21 protein-coding genes and 1 pseudogene are annotated in these 24,464 nt (G+C 71.7%); 12 read left to right on the plus strand and 10 right to left on the minus strand.

Going from position 1 to position 24,464, the window contains the following annotated elements; all coding sequences use genetic code 11:
• The first annotated feature begins 245 nt into the window (after positions 1 to 245).
• Positions 246 to 1,463 (plus strand): RNA-guided endonuclease InsQ/TnpB family protein, encoded by a 1,218-nt coding sequence (locus ACX25U_RS13330; protein ID WP_454391831.1) that lies wholly within the window; start codon positions 246 to 248, stop codon positions 1,461 to 1,463.
• 34 nt (positions 1,464 to 1,497) lie between these two features.
• Here the strand turns inward: ACX25U_RS13330 and ACX25U_RS13335 are convergent, their stop codons facing one another.
• From ACX25U_RS13335 to ACX25U_RS13350, 4 genes and pseudogenes are all read right to left on the minus strand, one after another.
• Positions 1,498 to 4,728 carry a S8 family peptidase gene (locus ACX25U_RS13335; RefSeq protein WP_454391833.1) on the minus strand — a complete coding sequence of 1,077 codons (3,231 nt, stop codon included), beginning with the start codon at positions 4,726 to 4,728 and terminating at the stop codon, positions 1,498 to 1,500.
• Positions 4,729 to 4,972: 244 nt separating this feature from the next.
• Positions 4,973 to 5,239, minus strand: a pseudogene (locus ACX25U_RS13340) (ABC transporter ATP-binding protein); the annotation flags it as partial.
• Between the two features lie 131 nt (positions 5,240 to 5,370).
• Positions 5,371 to 6,612, minus strand: coding sequence for a L,D-transpeptidase (locus ACX25U_RS13345; RefSeq protein ID WP_454391835.1), 1,242 nt, complete (start codon positions 6,610 to 6,612; stop codon positions 5,371 to 5,373).
• 221 nt (positions 6,613 to 6,833) lie between these two features.
• Positions 6,834 to 7,217 carry a hypothetical protein gene (locus ACX25U_RS13350; protein WP_454391837.1) on the minus strand — a complete coding sequence of 128 codons (384 nt, stop codon included), beginning with the start codon at positions 7,215 to 7,217 and terminating at the stop codon, positions 6,834 to 6,836.
• 109 nt (positions 7,218 to 7,326) lie between these two features.
• Between ACX25U_RS13350 and ACX25U_RS13355 the strand changes: the two genes are divergently transcribed.
• From ACX25U_RS13355 to hutH, 3 genes are all read left to right on the plus strand, one after another.
• Positions 7,327 to 7,686 (plus strand): LPXTG cell wall anchor domain-containing protein, encoded by a 360-nt coding sequence (locus ACX25U_RS13355; protein WP_454391839.1) that lies wholly within the window; start codon positions 7,327 to 7,329, stop codon positions 7,684 to 7,686.
• Positions 7,687 to 7,755: 69 nt separating this feature from the next.
• Positions 7,756 to 8,907 (plus strand): diguanylate cyclase domain-containing protein, encoded by a 1,152-nt coding sequence (locus ACX25U_RS13360; protein ID WP_454391841.1) that lies wholly within the window; start codon positions 7,756 to 7,758, stop codon positions 8,905 to 8,907.
• Between the two features lie 98 nt (positions 8,908 to 9,005).
• Complete coding sequence (gene hutH, locus ACX25U_RS13365; RefSeq protein WP_454394251.1) at positions 9,006 to 10,544, plus strand: histidine ammonia-lyase; 1,539 nt, start codon at positions 9,006 to 9,008, stop codon at positions 10,542 to 10,544.
• 455 nt (positions 10,545 to 10,999) lie between these two features.
• Here the strand turns inward: hutH and ACX25U_RS13370 are convergent, their stop codons facing one another.
• Positions 11,000 to 11,794, minus strand: coding sequence for an enoyl-CoA hydratase/isomerase family protein (locus ACX25U_RS13370; RefSeq protein ID WP_454391843.1), 795 nt, complete (start codon positions 11,792 to 11,794; stop codon positions 11,000 to 11,002).
• Between the two features lie 195 nt (positions 11,795 to 11,989).
• Between ACX25U_RS13370 and ACX25U_RS13375 the strand changes: the two genes are divergently transcribed.
• Positions 11,990 to 12,643 carry a hypothetical protein gene (locus ACX25U_RS13375; protein WP_454391845.1) on the plus strand — a complete coding sequence of 218 codons (654 nt, stop codon included), beginning with the start codon at positions 11,990 to 11,992 and terminating at the stop codon, positions 12,641 to 12,643.
• Between the two features lie 17 nt (positions 12,644 to 12,660).
• Here ACX25U_RS13375 and ACX25U_RS13380 read toward each other — a convergent pair whose 3' ends face one another.
• Complete coding sequence (locus ACX25U_RS13380) at positions 12,661 to 13,824, minus strand: adenylate/guanylate cyclase domain-containing protein (protein ID WP_454391846.1); 1,164 nt, start codon at positions 13,822 to 13,824, stop codon at positions 12,661 to 12,663.
• 252 nt (positions 13,825 to 14,076) lie between these two features.
• Positions 14,077 to 14,967, minus strand: coding sequence for a biotin--[acetyl-CoA-carboxylase] ligase (locus ACX25U_RS13385; RefSeq protein WP_454391848.1), 891 nt, complete (start codon positions 14,965 to 14,967; stop codon positions 14,077 to 14,079).
• A 300-nt stretch (positions 14,968 to 15,267) separates the two neighbouring features.
• On the opposite strand from ACX25U_RS13385, the gene ACX25U_RS13390 reads away from it, so the two are divergent.
• The 4 genes from ACX25U_RS13390 (at position 15,268) to ACX25U_RS13405 (ending at position 18,034) form a co-directional block, all read left to right on the plus strand.
• On the plus strand, positions 15,268 to 16,869 hold the full coding sequence (locus ACX25U_RS13390) for an acyl-CoA carboxylase subunit beta (protein WP_454391850.1): 1,602 nt from the start codon (positions 15,268 to 15,270) through the stop codon (positions 16,867 to 16,869).
• 10 nt (positions 16,870 to 16,879) lie between these two features.
• The gene (locus tag ACX25U_RS13395; RefSeq protein ID WP_454391852.1) at positions 16,880 to 17,089 is read left to right on the plus strand and encodes an acyl-CoA carboxylase epsilon subunit; all 210 of its coding nucleotides are present in this window, start codon (positions 16,880 to 16,882) and stop codon (positions 17,087 to 17,089) included.
• 161 nt (positions 17,090 to 17,250) lie between these two features.
• Positions 17,251 to 17,379, plus strand: a complete 129-nt coding sequence (gene mmpB / locus ACX25U_RS13400; protein ID WP_454391853.1) for a morphogenic membrane protein MmpB — start codon at positions 17,251 to 17,253, stop codon at positions 17,377 to 17,379.
• 31 nt (positions 17,380 to 17,410) lie between these two features.
• Complete coding sequence (locus ACX25U_RS13405; RefSeq protein WP_454391855.1) at positions 17,411 to 18,034, plus strand: Maf family protein; 624 nt, start codon at positions 17,411 to 17,413, stop codon at positions 18,032 to 18,034.
• A 9-nt stretch (positions 18,035 to 18,043) separates the two neighbouring features.
• Here ACX25U_RS13405 and ACX25U_RS13410 read toward each other — a convergent pair whose 3' ends face one another.
• On the minus strand, positions 18,044 to 18,565 hold the full coding sequence (locus tag ACX25U_RS13410) for a hypothetical protein (protein WP_454391857.1): 522 nt from the start codon (positions 18,563 to 18,565) through the stop codon (positions 18,044 to 18,046).
• Positions 18,566 to 18,938: 373 nt separating this feature from the next.
• Between ACX25U_RS13410 and ACX25U_RS13415 the strand changes: the two genes are divergently transcribed.
• Positions 18,939 to 20,714: an acetyl/propionyl/methylcrotonyl-CoA carboxylase subunit alpha gene (locus tag ACX25U_RS13415; protein WP_454391859.1), complete on the plus strand. Its 1,776-nt coding sequence runs from the start codon at positions 18,939 to 18,941 to the stop codon at positions 20,712 to 20,714.
• 243 nt (positions 20,715 to 20,957) lie between these two features.
• On the opposite strand, the gene ACX25U_RS13420 is transcribed toward ACX25U_RS13415, so the two are convergent.
• Together ACX25U_RS13420 and ACX25U_RS13425 are read right to left on the minus strand one after the other, a co-directional pair.
• Entirely contained in the window at positions 20,958 to 21,917 is a 960-nt protein-coding gene (locus ACX25U_RS13420) for a DeoR/GlpR family DNA-binding transcription regulator (RefSeq protein WP_454391860.1), read from the minus strand.
• Between the two features lie 134 nt (positions 21,918 to 22,051).
• A complete protein-coding gene (locus tag ACX25U_RS13425) occupies positions 22,052 to 23,500 on the minus strand; it encodes an NAD(P)H-quinone dehydrogenase (RefSeq protein ID WP_454391862.1) in 1,449 nt (482 codons plus the stop codon).
• A gap of 105 nt (positions 23,501 to 23,605) precedes the next feature.
• Between ACX25U_RS13425 and ACX25U_RS13430 the strand changes: the two genes are divergently transcribed.
• The gene (locus tag ACX25U_RS13430; RefSeq protein ID WP_454391864.1) at positions 23,606 to 24,043 is read left to right on the plus strand and encodes a gamma-glutamylcyclotransferase; all 438 of its coding nucleotides are present in this window, start codon (positions 23,606 to 23,608) and stop codon (positions 24,041 to 24,043) included.
• A 51-nt stretch (positions 24,044 to 24,094) separates the two neighbouring features.
• On the plus strand, positions 24,095 to 24,379 hold the full coding sequence (locus tag ACX25U_RS13435) for a type II toxin-antitoxin system RelE family toxin (protein WP_454391866.1): 285 nt from the start codon (positions 24,095 to 24,097) through the stop codon (positions 24,377 to 24,379).
• Positions 24,380 to 24,464 lie beyond the last annotated feature (85 nt).

The raw sequence follows: 24,464 nt of genomic DNA on the forward strand, positions 1-24,464 counted from the left end.
CGGTCCGCGCGGCGCCCGCCGCTCCGGGTCACCTGGTCTCTTGAGAGGAGGCCCCGGCGTTCATGCCGGGGGAAGAATCGCATCCCGCGACAGCGGCGCGGAGCACCCCGACGGCCGGCCGGCGGAGTCGGGCGAACGCGTGTGCTTTCGTTCGCTGATCAGGGTGGCCGTGGCGGAAGGGGCGTGCGGATGTGCGGGGACCGTACGTACGGTCAGTTGGCCGGGGTCGACTGATCGGAACACGGATGGGGGTGACAGGTGTGGCGGTGGTGCGGGAGGCCGACGGGGCCGGGCACGCCCGGTACACCTACCGGTTGCGGGTGTCGGCCACGGCCCGGACGGGGCTGGAGTGGGAGTGGGGCCGGTGCCGGTGGGTGTGGAACGAGTGCGTGGCCCGCTCCAAGAGGGCCCAGAGCGAGGGCGAGGCGTGTGGTCCGGCCCGGCTGGACCGGATACTCACCCGGGCCCGCGCCGTCACGCCGTGGCTGGCCGCGGGGGCCTCGGTGCCGCAGCAGCAGACCGTCCGTGACTTTGCCGCCTCCCGTGCGAAGGCGCTCAAGGACATCAAGGGCCGGCTGCCGCTCAGGCGTCGGGCGGGCATGCCCCGGCACAGGAAGAAGCACGAGGCGGATCCGAGCCTGAACTACACGAGGCGCGGCTTCCGGCTCAAGGACGGGCGGCTGCACCTGGCGGGCGGCATCGTCGTGACCGTGGTGTGGTCCCGCGAGCTGACGGCCGAACCCTCCTCGGTCCGCGTCTACCGCGACCGCCTCGGCGCCTGGTACTGCTCGTTCGTCGTCCCCGCCCCACTTCAGCCGCTTGCGCCGACTGGTGCGGTGATCGGCATCGACTGGGGCGTCAGGGAGACCGCCACCACCACCTCCGACGCCCACGACCTCCCCCACCCCCAGCACGGCCACAAGGCGAAGGAGAAGCTGACCCGCTACGACCGGATGATGGCCCGCCGCAAACCCAAGAAGGGGCAGCCCGCCTCGAAGGGCTACCGGGAGGCGAAGAGACGGCGGGCGAAGACCTACGCGAAGATCGCCCGGCAGCGGCAGGACACCGCCCGCAAGTGGGCGAAGAGAGTCGTGCGCGACCACGACGTGATCGCGGTGGAGGACTTCAAGCCGAAGTTCCTCGCCCGGACGTCGATGGCCCGCAAGGCGGCCGATGCCGCGATCGGCGCCACCAAGCAGGCGCTGGTCGAGATGGGCCGCAAGCACGGGCGGGACGTCCGCCTGGTGCATCCCGCGCACACCACCATGGACTGCGGATCGTGCGGAGCGAGAACCAAGCACGCACTGCCGCTGTCGGAACGCACCGATACCTGCACCGCGTGCGGAGCCGTGTCCCCCCGGGACAAGAACTCCGCCCGCGTGATGCTCGTCCGGGCAGGTCTGGACCCGGCCGGCGTCGAGGGCGCAAGACCTCCCGGAGCGCTGCTCCGGGAGGCGGCCTGAGCCAGGAATCCCCCCTCTTCAGGGAGGGGAGCAGTCAATTGCCGTAGTACGCGCTGTAGATCGAGATCGTCGACGTGTTGCCCTTCTTGTCGGTGATCTTGGCGCGGTAGGAGATGGCCTTGCCCTTCGCCGGGTTCTTGACGGTGATCTTGCCCTTCTTGACGGTGACCTTGTTCCAGGTCTTGCCGTTGTTGTACGACACCCAGACGGTCAGCGACTTGAGGTTCTTGCCCGCGGCGGCGCCCTCGACGGTGACCGGGAAAGTGGCCTTCTTGCCCGCCGGGACGCGGTTGTCCAGACCGGTGGTGGCCTTGAAGCGGGCCGAGGAGGCCGGGAGTTGGGTGACGCGGGACGGCTGCTTGGAGCGGAAGGTCCAGGTCGCGTCGATGCGGGTGGAGGCGTTCGCGATCTTCGCGCTGCGCGTGACCGAGGTGGTCAGCTTGTACGCGGCGTCACCGGCGGGCACCGTGAAGCCCTTGTACCCGAACAGCGGGTCGTCGTTGGAGCCGACCTTCTTGTCGTTGCGGTACAGGGTCGTCTTCACCGAGGAGAACACCGAGGAGCCGGCGTGCCCGTCGGAGTCGGCGAACAGCGGCAGGTAGCCGTAGATCGTGTTCCGGTTGCGGAACAGACCGTAGTCCCGGCTCAGACGCGGGCCGAACACCGCCCTGTTGAAGGTCTTGGTGTAGGTCTTGCCGCCCTTGAAGGTCTGCGGCGCGCCGAGCGTGTAGAACGCCTCGCTGACCGGGAAGCCGTTGCGGTCGTGGCCGCTGTACTGCTCCACGTCCATCGACCACTGGATGCCGTGGCCCGTCGACAGGTACAGCGTGCGGGTGCCCGGCAGCTTCTGCTCGACCGGGTAGCCCATGACGAGTTCCTCGGGGAGCCAGCCCCAGGTGGTGACGCCGCCGGTCTTGCGGGAGCCGCCCGTGGCGATGGCGGTCTTCACCGTGGCGAGTTCACGCGCCGTGTAGTGGCGCACCTTGCCGCCCTGGAACCTCTTGACCTTGGCGGTGGTCGCCACGTCGTACTCGGCGCTCGCGCCCTTGGTCCACTGGCCGTTCCAGGTCTGGGTCAGTCCGCTGACGTCTCCGCCGAGGGATCCGGTGCGCAGGTTGGACCAGCGGTCGAGGCCGATGCCGATGCCGAAGCCTGCCGGCTCGTAGGAGTAGCTGATCATCGCCGTGGTCTGCCGCGCGGACTTGTCCGGCACGGTGATGTCGGCCGCCTTGGCGGTCCGGGCGTCGATCGTCAGCGTGAGGTTCCTGGTCACGCTGAGCTTCGGCTGGACCAGCCAGTCCAGGCCGCCTTTGAGGGTCTGGAAGTCCTTAGCGATCCAGGCGTCCACGGCGTACGTGCCCTTGGGCACGCGCACGGTCGTCGTGCCGGAGTCGGCGGGAACCACCTGGTAGAAGCGGTCCGCGCCGAGGCCGGAGTAGCCGAACAGGGCGGTGTTGTAGCCGGCGGTGGGCTTGCCGTCGCGGCCGATGTGCTTGACGGTGACGTCGTAGGACTCGACCTCGCGGTTCACGGCCGCGGCCGTACGGACGCTGTGCCCGTCGCCGGTCGCCGTGACGTACGCCGAGTAGGCGCCGTCCAGGGTGCCGCCCAGCCGGGTGTCGGCGGTCAGGTCCACGGAGGCCTTGCCGCCGGCGGGGACGGTCACCTCGGTCGCGCCGAGCGTGAAGAAGCCGGACGGGGCCGCCTGGCCCTTGGGGCCGGTGGCCGTCAGGCTCAGGGTGAGCGTGACGTCCTCGGTGCCGAGGTTGCGGTAGGTCAGCTGCTTGGTGACCGGCTCGTCGTCGGTGTGCGGCCAGGCCTGGGTGCCGAAGCTCACCGACACCGGGTCGGCGATCACGGTCTGCTGGATCGCCCTGTCGACGGCGATACGGCCGGCGCCCTGCTGGAACGGCGTGTACGCGCCGCCCTTCGCGGAGCCGGTCAGCGCGCCCTTGAGTTCGGCGTAACCCCAGTCGGGGTGCTCCTGCTTGAGGAGGGCGGCGGCGCCGGCGACGTGCGGGGTCGCCATGGACGTACCGTCGATGGTCAGATAGCCGGCCGGGCTCTCACCGACCTCCTGGGCGATGAGGCTGCCCTTGGCCGCGGCGGCGGTGATGGCGACGCCGGGCGCGGTGACGTCGGGCTTGACGGCGCCGTCGCCGACGCGCGGGCCGGTGGAGGAGAAGTCGGCGAGCTTGTCCTTCTTGTCGACGGCGCCGACGGTCAGGGCGGCGTCCGCGCTGCCGGGCGAGCCGACCGACTCCGGGCCCTCGTTGCCGGCGGCGATCGCGAAGAGGATGCCCTTCTCGGCGGAGAGCTTGTCGACCGCCTCCTCCAGCGGGTCGGTTCCGGGCGTGTCCGGGCCGCCGAGGCTGAGGTTGACGATGTCGGCGCCCTGCTGGGCGGCCCACTCCATGCCGGCGAGGATGCCGGAGTCGTCGCCGTAGCCCTGGTCGTCGAGGACCTTGCCGTTGAGGATCTTCGCGTCGGGTGCCACGCCCTTGTACTTGCCGCCCGACTTGGCGCCGGTGCCCGCCGCGATGGAGGCGACGTGGGTGCCGTGGCCGAAGCCGTCGTTGGTGTTCTTCGCGGCGGAGAAGTTCTTGGCCGCGACGACCTGGCTCTTCAGGTCGGGGTGGGTGGCGTCGACACCGGTGTCCAGGACGGCGATCTTCACGCCCTTGCCGGTGTAACCGGCCTTCCAGGCCGTGGGGGCGCCGATCTGCGGCACGGACTTGTCGAGGCTGACCTTGCGGACGCCGTCGAGCCAGACGTGGGCGACGCCGGTGGCGGGCCTGTCCCCGCTGGTGAGTGCCTTCCACAGGTCGGGCGTGTCCTTGACCGGGGTCTGCACCGCGTCGGCGTTCAGGGCCTTGAGGGTGCGGCGCAGGGTGCCGGCCTCGCGGACGTCGGCCCGTGCGGCGGTGGCGGCCCCCTTGTAGCCGACGATGACCTTCAGGCCGTTCTTGAGCGACCTGCGGGTGGCGGACTTGTTCAACTCGGTGATGTCGAACAGCCGTTGGTCCAGTTTGCCGGAGGCGACCAGGCGGGCCGCGTCGGCCGGCACGACGTGGGTGTGCCCGCCGGCCCTGCGGACCTGCACGGGTATGTGTTCGCGCCCCTTGGCCCGCTGCAGGCCGACCACGCGCCCCTTGGCGTCCACGGTGACCCGGTCGCCGGTGATGAGGGTGATGCCGTGATGGGCGGTGAGCCGGGCGGCATCGGACGAGCGTTGCTCGGGCCCCGCCGACGCCGGGCTGGTCATACCCGCGGCGAGGGCTACGGCCGCTGCTGTGGCGACCGTGGCCGCGCACGCTCTTTTCACTTGTCTGCGCAAGACTCCCCCTGGAGATGGAGTACCGGGCGAATCCCCGTTCACCCGACCGAGGGAAGTCTCGTACAAGTGCGCGTACGCCCCCCGGAATACGCAGTATGCCGGGGGGTGATCAACTGCTCAATAGAGGGGTACGTCAATAAGCCAGACGTACGGCTGCGAGTGAGCAGTACGCCTACGCGCCCGCGTTCTCCTCGACGGTGACGCGGCCCTTGCGGATCGTCACCAGGCGCGGGGCCTTCTTCGCGAGGGCGGAGTCGTGGGTGACCATCACGAACGTCAACCCGTGCCCCTTCCACACGCGTTCGAGTACGTCCATGATCTCGTCGCGCGTCGACTCGTCGAGGTTTCCGGTGGGTTCGCCGGACATCTCGGACGGCGGATGCCCGAGCCGCTCGCCGAGTCCGACCGAATTCAGTGCGCCGGCGGCCCGTTCGCGCCTCAAGTGGGTGAGGAACATGCGCCGCACGGTAGGGACGCACTCCGATGGAGCCGTGAGGCCGGCCCGAGAGATCGACGAGAAGGCCGATGCCGCCCCGAAGGGCGGCATCGGTCAAGCGGTTTGAGGGGCCGTCAGGCCTCCGAGCCGGCCTTCCACTGCGCCCAGCTCATGTTCCAGCCGTTGAGGCCGTTGTCCGGGGCGACGGTCCTGTCGCCGGTGTTCTGCACGACCACGACGTCACCGACCATCGAGTTGTCGAAGAACCACGCGCCCGGGGTGTTGGGGTCGTCCGCGCCCTTCTTGTCCTGCAGGCCCACGCAGCCGTGGCTGGTGTTGACGCTGCCGAAGATGCCCCTGCCCCAGTAGTTGCCGTGGATGAAGGTGCCGGAGTTGCTCAGGCGCATGGCGTGCGGCACGTCCTTGATGTCGTACTCGCCCTTGCCGTCGTCGTCGGTGAAGCCGACGGTCGCGCCGTTCATCCGGGTCTCCTTGAACTTCTCGGAGATCACCATCTGGCCTTCGTACGTCTTGTTCTCGGGCGAACCGGCGGAGATCGGGATGGTCTTGACGACCTTGCCGTTCCGCGTGACCTTCATCTGCTTGGTCTTCGCGTCGACGTAGGAGACCTGGTTGCGGCCGATGTTGAAGGTGACCGTCTTCTGCTGGACGCCGTAGACGCCCTGGGCGCCCTCGACGCCGTCGAGGTCGAGCTTCAGCGTGACGGTGGAGTTCTCCTGCCAGTACTGCTCGGGGCGGCAGTCCATGCGCTGGGTGTTGAACCAGTGGCAGGCGACCTCCTGGCCGCTGGAGGAGGTGACCGTGATGCCCTTCTGGACGGCCGCCTTGTTGGTGATCGCCTTGTTGAAGTTGATCGACACGGGCATGCCGACACCGACGGTGGTGCCGTTGTCCGGGGTGAAGGTGCCGATGAAGCTGTGCTCCGGGGCGACCGTGGTGAAGGAGGCGTTCTCGTGGGCGGCACGGCCCTTGGCGTCGGTGGCGCTCGCGGAGACCTTGTAGGTGGTGGCGCGCTCGAGCTGGCCGCTGGGCTTCCAGCTCTTCTTGTCGTCGGATATCCGGCCCTCGACGGCCTTGCCGTCGGTCGTCGTCATGGTGACCTTCGTCAGCGTGCCCTTGGCCACGGTGACGGCGGCGGAGTTGTTGATGGAGGCGTTGTCGGAGCCGTCCGCGGGTGTGATCTTGATCTGGGCCTCCGACGACTCCTGGGCCGCGGCCTGGTCGGCCTTGGCCTGTGAGGTGTCGCCGCTGCCGCCGGCCGCGTCGCTGCTGCCGGAACAGGCCGTGAGTACCAGTACACCGCCGAGCAGTGCGGACGCGGCCGTCAGGCGACTGCGCCGCTTACTGTTCGTCATCACACGCTTCTCCATCGTTTGGCGAACCCCCAAAACCCCTCGAGCCCCCCGTCGCAGATCTTCAACGCTACGACCGTTTCGCCCCATTTCCCATGTCGTGCGGATGTGGGCCTCACCACGTCCGCCGCGGTGGGCGGGGCGCGGACCGGTCGGCGCGCTCCGTGAGACGACGAAACCCCGGACGGCGGTTGCGGCCAGGGTCGCCGACGGCCCGGGCGACGTCAGCCGGGGAACCCGGGGTACTCCCTGCGGTTCAGTCCCCCGTCGCCGTCCCCCTCCTCGTCGTCCCCGCCGACATCATCCTCGTCCAGTGCCCAGTCCAACGAGTCGGGGTCGTACTCGATGTGTTCGCAGGCCCAGGCCGCCTGCTGGAGTTCGATTCCCGGCACCTCACCGACCAGTACGAACGGGTCCACCAGATACGCCAGGGCCTCCGCGGTGTCTTCCGTCACAGCCACTTCGGTCTGCGCCCGCTCCACGGGATCCAGTTCCTCGTCCTCCGTGATCCGGCGGCGGGCCGCCTCCATGACGGCGTCCTCGTCCTCGATCTCGAGGACGAGGTCAACGCGAAGCCGTACAAAACGTGATGTCTCTGCAGTGCTCATGCCCGGAGCGTACGACTCAAACCTCCCGTGACTTTCCCGTGACCCGCGATTTTCACTAACATCGCTCCACACGGCCAATTCGCCAGCGCCACAAGGGGATCGATATTCCGTGTCATCCGCTCGCCGTACGTTGCTGACCGCCACCGCCGCGGGCACCCTGCTGGGCGCCCTGTGGTTCGTCCCCTCCGCGAACGCCTCGGTGGACGCCCCGGCGAGAGAGACGGGTTCGGCGGCGCCGACGACGCAGGTCACGGAGCAGGGGCGGCCGGCGTCCACGACGGCGGAGGAGCCGGGGACGGAGGCCGGGTCCGAGGGGTCGCAGGCCGGGTCCGCGTCCCGGAGCGGAACCGAACTCGCCGACACCGGAAGCATCGACACCACTCCCTATGTCATCGGCGGAACGCTCTTTCTCGCGGTGGGCGCCGGTTTCGTGGTGTATTCGGTGCGGCGGGAGCGGTTCGACTTCTGAAGCGGTCCGTGGCTCACTGACAGGCGCACCAATATCCCGATTCGCACTGAACATCCCTAGCCTGGGGTAATGGGTGAGAACAGGCGGCTGGCGGCTGTCGTGGCGTTGGCGCAGGGGATGGCGGCGGCGCACAGTCCGCGGGAGTCGTGGCGGGCGGCGGCGCTCGGGGCGTGTCGGGCGCTGGAGGGGAACTTCGCCGCGCTCTCGGTGTGGGAGCGCGAGCGGGGGCGGCTGCGGGTTCTGGTGAACGTGGGGGAGCGGGCGCCGGAAGAGGAGGAGTTCCCGGAGGACGAGACGTACCCCGTGCACCAGTTCCCGGAGATCACCGAGTTTCTGCACGAGCGGTGGGCCTCGGGCGGCGAGCCCGACGCCTGGGTGGAGACCGCCGAAGGGCCGGCCACCGGTCATCCCGGTTACTGCCATCAGCGTGTCGCGGCCCTGCGCCGGCGCGGACGCCGCTGCTGCGTGGTCGCGCCGATCGTGCAGCACGGGCGCGCGTGGGGCGAGCTCTACGTCGCCCGCGCGACCGACGCCCCCCTCTTCGACCGGTCCGACGCCGACTTCGCCACCGTACTGGCCGCCGTCGTCGCCGCCGGCCTCGCCCAGACCGAGCGGCTGGAGGAGGCCCACCGCCTGGCGTTCACCGACGCGCTCACCGGGCTCGCCAACCGCCGCGCCGTCGACGTACGGCTCGACGAGGCGATCGAACGGCACCGCGCGGACGGCGTCGCGGTCAGCCTCGTCGTCTGCGACCTCAACGGGCTCAAGCAGGTCAACGACACCCTCGGCCACGCCGTCGGCGACCGGCTCCTCGAGCGGTTCGGGTCCGTGCTGTCGCTGTGCGGGGCCATGGTCCCCGGCGCCCTCGCGGCCCGGCTCGGCGGGGACGAGTTCTGCCTGCTCGCGGTGGGCCCGTCCGCCGACGAGGTGGTCAAGGCGGCCGACGAGCTGTGCCGGCGCGCGGCCGAGCTGGAGCCGGGGCAAGGCGTCGCCTGCGGGGTGGCCTCCACCGAGGACGCCCTCGGGCCGGTGCGCTCGGCCCGGCGGCTTTTCCGGCTCGCCGACGCCGCCCAGTACCGCGCGAAGGCCCTGCGTGCCGACAGGCCGGTCGTCGCCGGCCGGGAGGGTCCCGAGGATCCGGTCGTCCGGCTGGCCGACGAGCCCTCGCCCGCCCCGCGGCCCCCGGCCGAGCGGCGCCGCTTCCGGGGCCGTAGGTCCTGAAGGGGCGGGGCCCTGAGAGGGCGGAGAAAAGTAAGGGTCATTCCCGCGCACCACTGGTGACATCTTCGCATTCACTGCGTACGCTCCTGAATATGGATATGCACACTGTGGTGGTGGGGACGTCGGAGGTCACCGCGTCCGACGTTCTCGCCGTGGCCCGCGGCGGCGCCCGCGTCGAGCTCTCCGGCGAGGCGGTGGCGGCCCTCGCCGCGGCCCGGGAGATCGTGGACGCGCTGGCGGCCAAGCCCGACCCCGTCTACGGCGTCAGCACCGGCTTCGGCGCCCTCGCGACCCGGCACATCAGCCAGGAGCTGCGCGCCCAGCTGCAGCGCAACATCGTCCGCTCGCACGCCGCCGGCATGGGCCCGAGGGTCGAGCGCGAGGTCGTACGGGCGCTGATGTTCCTGCGGCTGAAGACCGTATGCTCCGGCCGCACCGGCGTACGCCCCGAGGTCGCGCGGACCATGGCCGACCTCCTCAACGCCGGCATCACCCCGGTCGTGCACGAGTACGGCTCCCTCGGCTGCTCCGGCGACCTCGCCCCGCTCTCCCACTGCGCCCTCACCCTCATGGGCGAGGGCGACGCCGAGGGCCCTGACGGGGTCGTACGCCCCGCCGCCGGCCTCCTCGCCGAGCACGGCATCCAGCCCGTCGAGCTGCGCGAGAAGGAGGGCCTGGCCCTGCTCAACGGCACCGACGGCATGCTCGGCATGCTGATCATGGCCCTCGCCGACCTCGGCACCCTCTACAAGTCCGCCGACATCACCGCCGCCCTCAGCCTGGAGGCACTCCTCGGCACGGACAAGGTCCTCGCTCCCGAACTGCACACCATCCGCCCCCACCCCGGGCAGGGCGCCTCCGCCGCCAACATGCTCGCCGTCCTCAAGGGCTCCGGCCTCACCGGCCACCACCAGGACGACGCGCCCCGCGTCCAGGACGCCTACTCCGTACGCTGCGCCCCTCAGGTCGCCGGCGCCGGCCGCGACACCCTCGCGCACGCCCGGCTCGTCGCCGAGCGCGAACTCGCCTCCGCCGTCGACAACCCCGTCGTCCTGCCCGACGGCCGCGTGGAGTCCAACGGCAACTTCCACGGCGCCCCGGTCGCCTACGTCCTGGACTTCCTCGCCATCGCCGCCGCCGACCTCGGCTCCATCGCCGAGCGCCGCACCGACCGTCTGCTCGACAAGAACCGCAGCCACGGCCTGCCGCCGTTCCTCGCCGACGACGCCGGCGTCGACTCCGGCCTGATGATCGCCCAGTACACGCAGGCCGCCCTGGTCAGCGAGATGAAGCGGCTCGCCGTACCCGCCTCCGCCGACTCCATCCCGTCCTCCGCCATGCAGGAGGACCACGTCTCCATGGGCTGGTCGGCGGCGCGCAAGCTGCGCACGGCCGTCGACAACCTGACCCGGATCCTCGCGATCGAGCTGTACGCCGCCACGCGCGCCGTCGAGCTGCGCGAGGGACTGGCCCCGGCCCCGGCGACCCAGGCGGTCATCGACGCCGTACGGCAGGCGGGGGTCGGCGGCCCCGGCCCGGACCGGTTCCTGGCACCCGACCTCGCCGCCGCGGACGCCTTCGTGCGCGACGGCCGGCTCGTCGCGGCGGTGGAGACCGTCACCGGCCCGCTGCAGTGAGGCAGGGGCTCAGGGAGAGAGTGAGGCGGCCGCAGCCCCGTCCTTTCCGGCAGGGCCCCGGCCGCCTTCACACCACAAGCCGCTCAACCAGCCGCAAAACCGGATGATTCAGCCACGTTCACGACGGCACGGGGCGGACACGGCTCGGCGAGTGCAGGCACGAGCGGTCCGGCGCGAAAGCCATGGCTGCGGGCGAGCGCGGAGCATGCGGGCGCGGTCCGGAAACGGGCCCGCACGGCTCGATACGCACCCCGCAGGCCGGGGCGAGCCGGCGAAGGCGCGCGCGACTGCGGGGGCGCGGACGCGGCCCAGGGGTCGCAGCCCCGGCGGGCACGACCCCGCGGTCACGACTGCGAGCAGCCCCCGGCCGACCGTCACGGCCTGCCGACGGCCCGCACCACGGCCGCACGCGACAGCGGGCCGGCGTGGCTGTGGGCGGTCTCGGCGGATCGGGGCTACTCGCCCGGCCAGCGGGGTGCGCGCTTTTCGTTGAACGCGGCCACACCCTCCGCCCGGTCCCCCGAGAACGCCACCGAACGCCACGCCGCGTCCTCGACCTCGAGGCCGGCCCGCAGATCCAGCCCGTGCCCGAGCCGCAGCGCCCGCTTGGCCGCGCGCAGCCCGACCGGCGAGTTCGCCGCCATCCGGGCCCCCAGCTCCAGCGCCTCCGCACGGTCCTGCCCCTCGCCGACCAGCTGGTCCACCAGTCCGAGCTCGTGCGCCTCCTCGGCTTCCAGACGACGTGCCGTGAAGATCAGCTCGGCCGCCCGGGCCGCCCCCACCCGCCGCGGCAGCAGCTGCGTACCGCCGCCGCCGGGGATCACGCCCACGGACACCTCCGGCAGGCCCACCACGGCCGTACGGTCGGCCACGATCACGTCGCAGGACAGGGCCAGCTCGAAGCCGCCGCCGAGCGCGAACCCGTGCACCGCGGCGATCGTCGGCATCGGCAGCTCCAGTACGCCGGTGTACGCCCCGCGCGCGACCGGCCGCTGCCGCATCAGGTCGGCGTCACTGAAGGAGTTGCGCTCCTTCAGATCGGCGCCGACGCAGAACGCCCGTTCGTGCGACGACGTCAGGACCACCACGCGCGCGTCCCGGTCGGCGGCGAGCGCCGCGCACGCCCCGGCGATCGACCGGGCCATGTCCGTCGACACGGCGTTCATGGCCTTGGGCCGGTCCAGGACCAGCTCCGCGACGTACTCGTGCCGCCGCACCAGCACGAACTCCCCGAACCGCTCCTCGCTCATGGCACCCTCCCGGTTAACGAGGGTTAACAAGGTAACAGGGAAAGTGCGGTCGGGTCACAGCGTGCCCCCGCTGTCGAGACCCGGCCCCCCGTTCGAGTGACATCCCGTCCAACTTCCGCCGAACCCCCACGAGAGCGCATAACGTGCGTCCCCCACGGCGCACAGGGGGGCGCGAGCGCATCGGGGAGGACTGCGATGACGACGGATACGGCCACCGTGCGACAGGACGACACGGTCGAAGTCTGCGCGCGGGCTCATTCCTGGGACCTCCGGGCGCGCGGACGCCACCGCAGGCCCCGTCCCCGCAAGGTGCTGCTGACCGCCGGAGGGCTCGCGGTGGCCGCCGGTGTGCTGAGCCTCGTACGGCTGGCACCCGAGTACGGGGGCGGCGGCCCGGGCCGTGCGGAGGCCGGGCCCCGCGCGGGCGCCGGCAGCGACGGAGCCGCCGACACCTCAGCCACGGCCGGGGCCGGGCCGGCGGCCGCTGCCTCGGTGGCCGCTCCCTCGGCGACCGTTCCCCTGGGCGGGGTGAGCGCCGCGCCGAAGACGTCCGCGCCCCCGTCCGCAGCCGCGTCCGCCGCCGTCCGGCGCTCCGCCCTGCCCGACACCACGGCCGGCACCACGACGATCCCCGAGGACCCCGACCCGCCGGAGCGCCGGGCACCCGCCGGCACACCCGAACCGCCCGGCACCGACGACCCGCCGCCGCGTCCCGCACCGGCCCCGAGCCGCAGTACGCCCAGCCCGCCGCCCTCGTCCGGCGATGGCGGAGGCGGAGGCGGGGACGGCCTGTGCGTTCCGCTCATCGGGCTGTGCGTCGGCCTCCAGGCCGGGGCGGCGGCCCACTGAGCCGGGCTGCTACGCCTTCACGGCGTGCCGTCGTCCCGCCGCGTGAGCAGCCACGGTTCGACCACGCCCAGCCCACGCACCGGCCGCTGCCACATCGGCTGCAGCGCGAAGCGGTACGTCGGCGGCTCCTCGCCCTCCTTCTCCGCGGCGGCCGCGGCCTCGGCCGCCTCCGCCTCGGAGGCCGGGGCGTCCCCGGTGCGGATCAGCTCCTCGGCGAAGGCGCTGTCCACGAGCACGCCGTCGCGCGGGGCTATGGAGGTGAGCCGGGAGGCCAGGTTGACGGTCGTACCGAACACATCGCCCATCCGGGTGGTCACCGTGCCGAACGCCATGCCCACGCGCAACTCGGGCATCGTCTCGTCGTTCGCCATGGTCTCCACCAGCCGCAGGGCGATGTCCGCTGCCGTACCGGCGTCGTCGGCCACGTACAGCACCTCGTCGCCGAGCGTCTTGATGAGCCGGCCGCCGCGCGCCGCCACCAGGTCGGCCGAGGTCGTCTCGAAGGCCTCGACGAGCTCGCCGAGCTCCTCCTCCTCCATCCGGCGGGTCAGCCGGGTGAAGCCGACCAGGTCCGCGAAGCCGACGGCCAGGCGCCGGTCGACCATCTCCTCGTCGTCGGCGGCCTGCACGACCCGGCCCGCCGAGGCGGAGAGCTGGCGGCGCCAGACGTAGACCAGGAACTCCTCCAGCTCGGGCAGCAGCAGCTCGACGATCGGGTACGTCACCTCGGTGCGCGTCATGCCCGGCTCGGGCGGCTCGGTCAGGCCCTCCAGGAAGGAGTCGATCTGCCACTCGGCCAGCCGGGCGGTGGTCTGCCCGGTGGACCGGGCCACCTGCACCGCCATGGCCTCGCTGAGCAGCCCCGCCTCGACCAGACCGGCGAGCCGGCGCAGGGCCAGGACGTCGGCCTCCGTCAGCGCCTTGGCCTGGCCTATGTCGGCGAAGCCCATGGCCCGCCAGAAGCGGGAGGCCAGCTCCATGGAGACGCCGGCGCTGCGGGCCGCCTGGAAGGGGGTGTAGCGCCGCTCCGCGCCCAGGATGAGCTGTTCGAGGCGCAGCGCGAGAGGGTCCTCGCCGGAGTCGGAGGACTGGGAGTCTCCCCGCTCGAGCGAAGACGAGCGTGGAGGAGGATCCTCCAGGCCGTCCTCGTCCGCGCCGGAGCCCGTGTCGTCGACGGTCACGCCTGCTGCCCTTCCGATCTGCCGCGGTCAGGTATCGACCGGCCTCAACTCTACGGCAGCTGTGCGCCAGCTCACTCCGTCAGGTTGCGCCGGGGGTGAGCCGACCGGCGTTTTCCCCGCGCCCACGCAGCTGCGTGCAGTCGTTCCTCCCCCAGTGCTGAACGCCTGGGGGACCCCCAGAGGCGGCACGGGTGGGTGCCGCGGCACCCACCCCACGCGCGGGTGAGCCCTCCGCAGTGGCCCACAACAGGTTTACGCAGGCCTCAAGTGGACGATGTCGCCCGCCCCCACCGGCTCCTGCACTCCCTCCTCCGTGGCGATGACCAGGCGGCCGTCCCCGTCCACCGCCACCGCCTCCCCCACCACCGACCGGTCCCCCGGCAGCTCCGCACGGACCAGCCGTCCGAGCGTGGCGCAGCCCGCCGCGTACGTCTCCTGCAGGCCGCTCGCCGCCGGATCGCCGCCCGCCGCGCGCCACCGCCCGTACCAGTCCTCCAGAGAGCGCAGCATCGCCCGCAGCAGCGGATCGCGGTCCGTGCTCACCGCACCGGCCAGGGCCAGCGAACCGGCCCGGGGGACCGGCAGCTCGTCCTGCCGCAGGCTGACGTTGATGCCGACGCCCACGACCACTCCGTCGTCGGCCCGCTCGGCCAGGATGCCGCCGGCCTTGCGTTCCTCGCCCCCGACGGTGACCAGCAGGTCGTTCGGCCACTTCAGTGCCGTATCGACCCCGGCGGCCCGGGACAGGCCGGTCGCCACCGCGACCCCGGTGAGCAGGGGCAGCCAGCCCCAGCGGGCCACCGGCACCTCGCGGGGCCGCAGCAGAACGGAGAAGAACAGGCCGGAGCGGGGCGGAGCCGTCCACTGACGGTTCAGACGGCCCCGGCCGGCGGTCTGCTCCTCGGCGACCAGGACGGCGCCCTCGTCCGCCTTGCCCGCGGCGGCCCGGGCCACGAGGTCGGAGTTGGTGGAGCCGGTGCGCTGCACCACGTCCAGCTCGGACCACAGGCCGTCCGCGCGGACCAGCCCGCGTCGCAGGGCCGTGGCGTTCAGGGGCGGGCGGTCGAGGTCGGACCAGCGGTCCGCCCTCGACTCACGATGCCCGTCGGGCGGGTGGCCTTGTTCATCCGGTGGCAGTTCCATGCAAGCCACACTAGGTTTGACATCCCCCACCCCGCAGCCGGGACGGATTCCAGCCGCTGGGGCCGAGGTTCACGGGCGCTCGACCACTCTCGTGTGTCACCCCTCCGGCGTGTCCCGCCGCGACGCCTCGATCATGGGCGCGGTTGTGACCTCCTCGCTGCTCCTTCTGGAGATCGCACTCCCGCGCTGTGAAGAGGAAAGGAGTGTGGTAAACGCCGCACTGCTGATCAGTGAACCCCCCACTACTCTACGGATGAGTAACCGTCCCCCCTTTTGAGCAGGCAGGGAGCCGCGATCCCGATGTCCGAGCCGGAAGAGCGCCAAGAGATCGACATCCGTACGACCGCGGGCAAGCTCGCGGATCTGCAGCGCCGCATCGAGGAGGCGACGCACGCCGGCTCCGAGCGCGCGGTGGCCAAGCAGCACGCCAAGGGCAAGCTGACGGCCCGGGAGCGGATCGGGCTGCTGCTGGACGAGGGCTCCTTCGTGGAGCTGGACGAGTTCGCCCGGCACCGCTCGACGAACTTCGGGCTGGAGGCCAACCGCCCCTACGGCGACGGCGTGGTCACCGGCTACGGCACCGTGGACGGCCGCCCGGTGGCGGTGTTCTCGCAGGACTTCACCGTCTTCGGCGGCGCGCTGGGCGAGGTGTACGGGCAGAAGATCGTCAAGGTGATGGACTTCGCCCTGAAGACCGGCTGCCCCGTCATCGGCATCAACGACTCCGGCGGCGCCCGCATCCAGGAGGGCGTCGCCTCGCTGGGCGCCTACGGGGAGATCTTCCGCCGCAACACCCACGCCTCCGGCGTGATCCCGCAGATCTCCCTGGTGGTGGGCCCGTGCGCGGGCGGCGCGGTGTACTCCCCGGCGATCACCGACTTCACCGTCATGGTCGACCAGACCAGCCACATGTTCATCACCGGCCCGGACGTGATCAAGACGGTCACCGGCGAGGACGTGGGCTTCGAGGAGCTGGGCGGGGCGCGCACCCACAACACCGCCTCCGGGGTGGCCCACCACATGGCCGCCGACGAGAAGGACGCCATCGAGTACGTCAAGCAGCTGCTGAGCTACCTGCCCTCCAACAACCTCGGCGAGCCGCCCGTCTTCGCCGAGGAGGCCGACCTGGCGGTCACCGCCGAGGACCTGGAACTGGACACGCTGGTGCCGGACTCCGCCAACCAGCCCTACGACATGCACACCGTCCTCGAGCACGTGCTGGACGACGGCGAGTTCTTCGAGACCCAGCCGCTGTTCGCGCCGAACATCCTCACCGGCTTCGGCCGGGTGGAGGGCCACCCGGTGGGCGTGGTGGCCAACCAGCCGCTGCAGTTCGCCGGCTGCCTGGACATCGACGCCTCCGAGAAGGCCGCCCGCTTCGTGCGCACCTGCGACGCCTTCAACGTGCCGGTGCTGACCTTCGTGGACGTGCCCGGCTTCCTGCCCGGGGTGGGCCAGGAGCACGACGGCATCATCCGCCGCGGCGCCAAGCTGATCTTCGCCTACGCCGAGGCCACCGTGCCGCTGATCACCGTGATCACCCGCAAGGCGTTCGGCGGCGCCTACGACGTGATGGGCTCCAAGCACCTGGGCGCCGATGTGAACCTGGCCTGGCCCACCGCGCAGATCGCCGTGATGGGCGCCCAGGGCGCGGTCAACATCCTGCACCGCCGCACCCTGGCCGAGGCCGAGGCCGCCGGCGACGCCGAGGCGGTGCGCGCCCGGCTGATCCAGGAGTACGAGGACACCCTGCTCAACCCCTACGTCGCGGCCGAACGCGGCTACGTCGACGCCGTGATCATGCCCTCGGACACCCGCGCCCACCTCGTGCGCGGCCTGCGCCAGCTGCGCACCAAGCGGGAAACCCTGCCACCCAAGAAGCACGGCAACATCCCCCTGTGAAGGAGCCGCTGTGATCAAGGTCGTACGAGGCAACCCCACCCCCGAGGAGCTCGCCGCCGCCCTGGCGGTGGTCCGGGCGCGCGCCGCGGCGGCGACCATCGTGCCGCCCGGCGCCGCCGCCCGCCCACGTGACTCCTGGTCCGACCCCTCGCGTCTCGCCACCCGCGCCGTCCCGCAACCGGGCCCGACGTCCTGGGCCCGCACGTACTGGCCCGGCTGAGCCCGGCTCTGCGGTCCACCCCGGCGGGGGCTCCGCCCCCTGCACCCCGGCCCGCGGCCACTCCGCGCCGACCAGCTCGCGCGGCGGGCCGCGACCGGGGCCGGCCAAGTTGAGTACGCGTACTCAGGCGCCGGGCCCAGTCCGCGCCGGACGATCGGGGAATGCTGTGGTCCGACCCCGAGAACGAGCCTCCGAAGGAACTGCGGGACACGCAGGAGATGCTGCGGCGGCTGGGTGTTCTCATGGCGGTGGCCATGCTGCTGGCGATGTTGGTGATCGGACTGAGGTGAGACCGGTCGGCGCCGCCGATACGCTGACCGTATGACAGATCAGCCGCGCCGCCGACTCGTGCTCGCCTCCCAGTCCCCCGCCCGGCTCGGGCTGCTCCGGCAGGCCGGGTTCGACCCGGAGGTCGTCGTCAGCGGCGTCGACGAGGACGCGATCACCGCGCCCACCCCCGCCGAGTTGGCACTCGCGCTGGCCGAGGCGAAGGCCTCCGTGGTGGCGGCCCGGCCGGAGGTCCAGGGCGCGCTGGTCATCGGTTGCGACTCGGTGCTCGACCTGGACGGCCAGGCCCTCGGCAAGCCCGCCGACGCCGAGGAGGCCACCGCCCGCTGGAAGGCGATGCGCGGACGGGCCGGCACCCTCCAGACCGGGCACTGCGTCTGGGACACGACCCGCGGACGGTACGCATCGGCCACCGCCTCCACCGTGGTCCACTTCGGCGAGCCGACGGACGAGGAGATCGCCGCGTACGTCGGCTCCGGCGAGCCGCTGTACGTCGCCGGCGCCTTCACTCTGGACGGCCGCTCGGCGCCGTTCATCGACGGCATCGACGGCGACCACGGCAACGTCATCGGCATCAGCCTGCCCCTGATCCGCCGGCTGCTGGCCGAACTGGGCGTGGGCATCACCGAGTTGTGGGCGCCCCCGGCCGAGGGCTGATCAGGGGGGTCAGGGAGTGCCGGGCTCGGCCGGAGGGGCGACCGGGGCAGGGGGAGCGTCGCTCACCGGGGCGTCCCTCTCCGGGTTGTCGCCCGCGTCCCCCTGAGGGCCGCCGCCCGGCACCGCACCGGCCGGCCCCTCCTTGCCGTCGTACGTCATCAGCAGCAGCACGATGAGCCCCAGCACCACCACCATGAACAGGAACGCCCTCCAGCCCACCAGCCCCCAGGCGAAGGCGCCCAGCAGCCCGTGCACCACGGCCGCGCTGATCAGCAGGATGCGGCCGAGGCCGGCCGGGCGGCGGCCCCGCACCGCGACCAGCAGGGCGACCAGGCCGCACAGGGCGAAGTAGAGGCCGAAGACCACGCCGCCGGCCTTCGACGACGTCGACATCATGTTCGGGTCCAGGCCCGCCAGGGACATCTGCTGCCGGTGCACGACCTCACCGAGGAACCAGTTCAGCCCCGCCACCGCGAACGCCTCCGCGAAGAGCACGACCGCCACCACCCACGCCACCGGTCTGCGCACCACCGGTCCCACCCACTTCCGACTGCCGCTCCACCCGGAGCCCTGTTACCGCCAGTACCGTCGAGACATCGCGAACGCTACTAACGGGTAAACCACGGGACAAGAGTCCTGCGGAGGGCAAAGATTCATTGGGCCATTCGTAGGGACTCCACAAAGAAACGAAGTGGGCCGCAGCACGCTCTCACAGAGACCTTGGCCACATCGGAGGCTAGGGTTTTCCGGAGGAGTCCTGCGTACAGCGTTGCGACAAGGGATTTCGCAGGTCGAGCGAGCCTCGAATCACGCTCCGTGTGGGCAAGCTCACCAGTGGGGACGGGTCGAAGTGCCGTGTCGGCTGTCCCTAAACTCGGCTTGTTTCAAGGAGGGAGCCTCAATCGTGCGCAAGGTGCTCATCGCCAACCGTGGCGAAATCGCTGTCCGCGTGGCCCGGGCCTGCCGGGACGCCGGGATCGCGAGCGTGGCCGTCTACGCCGACCCGGACCGGGACGCCCTGCACGTCCGCGCCGCGGATGAGGCGTTCGCCCTGGGCGGTGACACCCCGGCCACCAGCTACCTGGACATCGACAAGGTCCTCAAGGCCGCCAAGGAGTCCGGCGCGGACGCCATCCACCCCGGCTACGGCTTCCTCTCGGAGAACGCCGACTTCGCCCAGGCCGTGACCGACGCCGGCCTGACCTGGATCGGCCCGCCCCCGCACGCCATCCGCGACCTGGGCGACAAGGTCGCCGCCCGGCACATCGCCCAGCGCGCCGGCGCCCCCCTGGTCGCCGGCACCCCCGACCCGGTGAGCGGCGCGGAGGAGGTCGTCGCCTTCGCCAAGGAGCACGGCCTGCCCATCGCCATCAAGGCCGCCTTCGGCGGCGGCGGCCGCGGCCTGAAGGTCGCCCGCACCCTGGAAGAGGTCCCCGAGCTGTACGACTCCGCGGTGCGCGAGGCGGTGGCCGCCTTCGGCCGCGGCGAGTGCTTCGTCGAGCGCTACCTGGACCGCCCCCGGCACGTGGAGACCCAGTGCCTGGCCGATGCCCACGGCAACGTGGTCGTGGTCTCCACCCGGGACTGCTCCCTGCAGCGCCGCCACCAGAAACTGGTCGAGGAGGCCCCCGCCCCCTTCCTGTCCGAGGCGCAGACAGCCGAGCTGTACCGGGCCTCCAAGGCCATCCTGAAGGAGGCCGGCTACGTCGGCGCCGGCACCTGCGAGTTCCTGGTCGGCCAGGACGGCACCATCTCCTTCTTGGAGGTCAACACCCGCCTGCAGGTCGAGCACCCGGTCACCGAGGAGGTCGCCGGCCTGGACCTGGTGCGCGAGATGTTCCGCATCGCCGACGGCGAACCGCTGGGCTACGACGACCCGCCGCTGCGCGGGCACTCCTTCGAGTTCCGCATCAACGGCGAGGACCCCGGCCGGGGCTTCCTGCCCGCCCCCGGCACCGTCACCCGCTTCGACGCGCCCGCCGGCCCGGGCGTGCGCCTGGACGCCGGGGTGGAGGCCGGATCCGTCATCGGCCCCGCCTGGGACTCGCTGCTGGCCAAGCTGATCGTCACCGGCCGCACCCGCGCCGAGGCGCTGCAGCGCGCCGCCCGCGCGCTGGCCGAGTTCACCGTGGAGGGCATGGCCACCGCGATCCCCTTCCACCGCGCGGTGGTCACCGACCCGGCCTTCGCCCCCGAACTGACCGGTTCCACCGAGGCGTTCACGGTCCACACCCGCTGGATCGAGACCGAGTTCGTCAACGACATCGCCCCCTTCACCGCCCCCGCCGACACCGCCGAGGCGGACGAGGAGACGGGCCGCGAGACCGTCGTGGTCGAGGTCGGCGGCAAGCGCCTGGAGGTCTCCCTGCCCTCCTCCCTGGGCATGTCCCTGGCCCGCACCGGCCTGGCGGCCGGCGCCCGGCCCAAGCGCCGCGCCGCGAGGAAGTCCGGCCCCGTCGCCTCCGGCGACACCCTGGCCTCCCCCATGCAGGGCACCATCGTCAAGATCGCCGTCGAGGAGGGCCAGGAGATCAAGGAAGGCGACCTGGTCGTCGTCCTGGAGGCCATGAAGATGGAACAGCCCCTCAACGCCCACAAGTCCGGCACCATCAAGGGCCTCACCGCCGAGGTCGGCGCCTCCCTCACCTCCGGCGCCGCCATCTGCGAGATCAAGGACTGATCCCCCACCGCACCGCTGGGCGCCCGGCGAACCGCGAGAGCGGCCCGCCGGGCGCCACGCCTTTCCCCGACACCGCGCCCTACCGCCACGGCGCCGACCGCGACGAGCTCAGGCCATGACCCACGACCGCCGCCCCCGGTGCGGGCAGCACCTGCCCGCGTCACAGCGTGATCGGTAGCTCGACACAGCGTGACCGGTAGTTCGACGAGCAGGTCCCATCCTCCGAGGCCCTCCGTCGGCCCTTCACCGTCTCCGCAGGTCCGCGACTCGTGCCGTCGGGCGTTCCGCCCCGGCCGACTGTTCCCCGCCCAGAGGCGCCGGGCGGAGGTTGGCGCCCGGGGGTTGGTTGCGGCGCGGCCCCGGAAGGGGGACCTCCCGGCGGCGGTCACGGGGCGGGGGCTGGTCGACCGCCGGCGTTCCTGTCCCGCCCGTCACGGCGATCTGGACGCCCTGGTCCGCCAGGGCCTGGAGTTCGGTGGCCGCGCGGTCGTCGTGAGCCGGGGGCTCGTCCGTCACCAGGCGGGTGATGAGCTCGGTCGGCACGGTCTGGAACATCGTGTCCGTACCGAGCTTGGTGTGGTCGGCGAGGACCACGACCTCCGCGGCGGCCTGGACGAGGGCCCGGTCGACGGAGGCCGACAGCATGTTGGAGGTGGACAGCCCCCGCTCGGCGGTCAGGCCGCTCCCCGAGAGGAAGGCCTTGGACACCCGCAGGCCGTGCAGCGACTGCTCGGCCCCGGACCCGACGAGCGCGTAGTTGGAGCCGCGCAGGGTGCCGCCGGTCATCACGACCTCCACCCGGTTGGCGTGGGCCAACGCCTGGGCGACCAGGAGGGAGTTGGTGACGACGGTCAGGCCGGGCACCCGGGCGAGCCGGCGCGCCAGCTCCTGCGTGGTCGTACCCGCCCCGACGACGATCGCCTCGCCCTCTCCGACGAGTCCCGCGGCGAGGTCGGCGATGGCCGTCTTCTCCGCGGTCGCGAGATGCGACTTCTGCGGGAAGCCGGACTCCCGGGTGAACCCGCCCGGGAGTACCGCACCGCCGTGCCGGCGGTCGAGGAGTCCTTCGGCCTCCAGTGCCCGCACGTCCCGCCGTACGGTCACTTCGGAGGTCTGGACGACGCGGGCGAGCTCACGGAGCGACACGGCACCGTTCGCTCGCACCATTTCGAGGATCAGTTGGCGACGTTCAGCAGCGAACACGAAACTGACAGTAACCCCAGCGACCGTCTGCTTTCAGCGGTTTGCGTCGAATAGCAGAAGTTGTTCGCACCGCAGGACACGAAGTGGTATAGAACCCCGGCCCCATGCGCCGGAACCCGGCCGTCGGGCCCGCCCTACGCCTCGGCACCCGTCTTGCGCGTGTGCAGCTGCCGGGCCACCTCGGCGATCGACCCCGACAGGGAGGGATAGACAGTGAACGCGTTCGCGATCTGTTCCACCGTCAGGTTGTTGTCGACGGCGATCGAGATGGGGTGGATGAGTTCCGAGGCGCGCGGCGCCACGACCACACCGCCGACCACGATGCCCGTACCCGGACGGCAGAAGATCTTGACGAAGCCGTCCCGGATGCCCTGCATCTTGGCGCGCGGGTTGCGCAGCAGCGGGAGCTTCACGCAGCAGGCGTCGATCTTGCCGGCGTCCACGTCGGCCTGGCTGTAGCCGACGGTGGCGATCTCGGGGTCGGTGAAGACGTTGGCCGAGACCGTCTTGAGGTTCAGCGGGGCCACCGCGTCGCCCAGGAAGTGGTACATGGCGATACGTCCCTGCATCGCCGCCACCGACGCGAGCGCGAAGACACCGGTCACGTCGCCGGCCGCGTACACGCCCGGAGCCGTGGTCCGCGACACCTTGTCGGTCCAGATGTGACCGGACTCGCGCAGCCTGACACCGGCCTCCTCCAGGCCCAGCCCCGCGCTGTTCGGGATGGCGCCGACGGCCATCAGACAGTGCGAGCCGCTGATGACGCGCCCGTCGGCCAGCGTCACCTCCACCCGGTCCCCGACCCGCTTGGCCGCGGCGGCCCGCGAGCGCGCCATGACGTTCATGCCGCGACGCCGGAAGACGTCCTCCAGCACAGCCGCCGCGTCCGGGTCCTCGCCCGGCAGCACCCGGTCCCGGGAGGACACCAGCGTGACCTTCGACCCGAGCGCCTGGTAGGCACCGGCGAACTCGGCACCGGTCACGCCGGACCCGACCACGATGAGCTCCTCGGGAAGCTCGGTGAGGTCGTAGACCTGGGTCCAGGTCAGGATGCGCTCGCCGTCCGGCTGGGCGTCGGGCAGCTCGCGCGGGTGCCCGCCGGTCGCGATGAGCACCGCGTCCGCGGTGAGCGTCTCCTCACTGCCGTCCGCCGCCGTGACGACGACCTTCCGCGACCCGTCGAGTGCCTGCATGCCCTCCAGCCGGCCACGCCCGCGCATCACCCGGGCGCCGGCCCGCGTCACGGACGCGGTGATGTCGTGGGACTGGGCGAGCGCCAGCCGTTTCACACGGCGGTTGACCTTCCCCAGGTCGACACCCACCACCCGGGCGGACTGCTCCATCGGAGGGGTGTCGTCGGCGACGATGATCCCCAGTTCCTGGTGCGACGAGTCGAAGGTGGTCATCACCTCGGCCGTAGCGATGAGCGTCTTCGACGGCACGCAGTCGGTCAGCACCGACGCTCCGCCCAGACCGTCGCAGTCGACGACGGTCACCTCCGCGCCGAGCTGCGCCGCCACCAGCGCCGCTTCGTATCCGCCGGGTCCACCACCGATGATCACGATCCGAGTCACGTACTCCATTGTCCCGCACTGTTCAAGGTGCTACTGCCCCGGGGCGCGGCCGGACCGTTTTCCGTTGCCCCTGAGATCGGCGGGGCGAGTGCGCTGCTGCCGTACGCTCGACCCATGTCGCTCTACGCCGCGTACGCCGGCAACCTCGACGCGCGGCTGATGTCCCGCCGCGCCCCGCACTCGCCGCTGCGCGCCACGGGGTGGCTGAACGGCTGGCGGCTGACCTTCGGCGGCGAGCACATGGGCTGGGAGGGCGCGCTGGCGACGCTCGTCGAGGACCCGCTCTCTCAGGTCTTCGTCGCGCTGTACGACATCGCCCCCATGGACGAGGACTCCCTCGACCGCTGGGTGGGCGCGGGCCTGGGCCTCTACCGTCGCACTCGTGTCCGCGTCCACACCCTCGACGGCGAGGAACCCGCCTGGGCCTACGTCCTCAACGCCTACGAGGGCGGCCTCCCCTCCGCCCGCTACCTCGGCGAAATCGCCGACGCGGCCGAATCGGCGGGAGCGCCACACGATTACGTGATGGAGTTGCGCAAGCGGCCCTGCTGAGCAGGCCGGCCCCTAGAATTGGGCTGATCGACGCACGAACGGGAGAGCGACATGGCCCCCATCGCCACGTACGACGTCTACTACACCGAGCAGGCTGCCGCGGCCCGTGACAGGCTCGACGACCAGCAGCGCACCGCGTTCGACAAGGGCATCGCTCTCCTGGCCCGCGACCCTTTCCTTTCGGTGTCCCGGCCCATAAGCGCCACCGGCGACGACCGCACGATCCGCCTCACGCAGAACATTCTGGTGGAGTACACGGTCAGCCGCGGCCGACTGCTGATCTTCATCGTCGAGGTGTTCAACGACAAGGACGTCCTCATCACGGACGAGGCCTGAACCCTCGACGCCCCCTCGTCGGAAACGACAAGACAACGATCCCCCTCCCTTAACCTCCATCATCTACGCGCGTAGGCGAATACCG

This window comes from Streptomyces sp. JNUCC 63 (assembly GCF_054366325.1).

Excerpts from the sequence above, each read along its gene's own strand:
- ACX25U_RS13330 (WP_454391831.1), top strand. The coding sequence starts at position 246 with ATGGGGGTGACAGGTGTGGCGGTGGTGCGGGAGGCCGACGGGGCCGGG.
- ACX25U_RS13385 (WP_454391848.1), bottom strand. The coding sequence starts at position 14,967 with ATGGAACTGCCACCGGATGAACAAGGCCACCCGCCCGACGGGCATCGT.
- ACX25U_RS13345 (WP_454391835.1), bottom strand. The coding sequence starts at position 6,612 with ATGACGAACAGTAAGCGGCGCAGTCGCCTGACGGCCGCGTCCGCACTG.
- ACX25U_RS13435 (WP_454391866.1), top strand. The coding sequence starts at position 24,095 with ATGGCCCCCATCGCCACGTACGACGTCTACTACACCGAGCAGGCTGCC.
- ACX25U_RS13390 (WP_454391850.1), top strand. The coding sequence starts at position 15,268 with ATGTCCGAGCCGGAAGAGCGCCAAGAGATCGACATCCGTACGACCGCG.
- ACX25U_RS13350 (WP_454391837.1), bottom strand. The coding sequence starts at position 7,217 with ATGAGCACTGCAGAGACATCACGTTTTGTACGGCTTCGCGTTGACCTC.
- ACX25U_RS13405 (WP_454391855.1), top strand. The coding sequence starts at position 17,411 with ATGACAGATCAGCCGCGCCGCCGACTCGTGCTCGCCTCCCAGTCCCCC.
- ACX25U_RS13375 (WP_454391845.1), top strand. The coding sequence starts at position 11,990 with ATGACGACGGATACGGCCACCGTGCGACAGGACGACACGGTCGAAGTC.
- mmpB (WP_454391853.1), top strand. The coding sequence starts at position 17,251 with ATGCTGTGGTCCGACCCCGAGAACGAGCCTCCGAAGGAACTGCGGGAC.
- ACX25U_RS13370 (WP_454391843.1), bottom strand. The coding sequence starts at position 11,794 with ATGAGCGAGGAGCGGTTCGGGGAGTTCGTGCTGGTGCGGCGGCACGAG.
- ACX25U_RS13360 (WP_454391841.1), top strand. The coding sequence starts at position 7,756 with ATGGGTGAGAACAGGCGGCTGGCGGCTGTCGTGGCGTTGGCGCAGGGG.
- ACX25U_RS13335 (WP_454391833.1), bottom strand. The coding sequence starts at position 4,728 with ATGACCAGCCCGGCGTCGGCGGGGCCCGAGCAACGCTCGTCCGATGCC.
- ACX25U_RS13430 (WP_454391864.1), top strand. The coding sequence starts at position 23,606 with ATGTCGCTCTACGCCGCGTACGCCGGCAACCTCGACGCGCGGCTGATG.
- hutH (WP_454394251.1), top strand. The coding sequence starts at position 9,006 with ATGCACACTGTGGTGGTGGGGACGTCGGAGGTCACCGCGTCCGACGTT.
- ACX25U_RS13425 (WP_454391862.1), bottom strand. The coding sequence starts at position 23,500 with ATGGAGTACGTGACTCGGATCGTGATCATCGGTGGTGGACCCGGCGGA.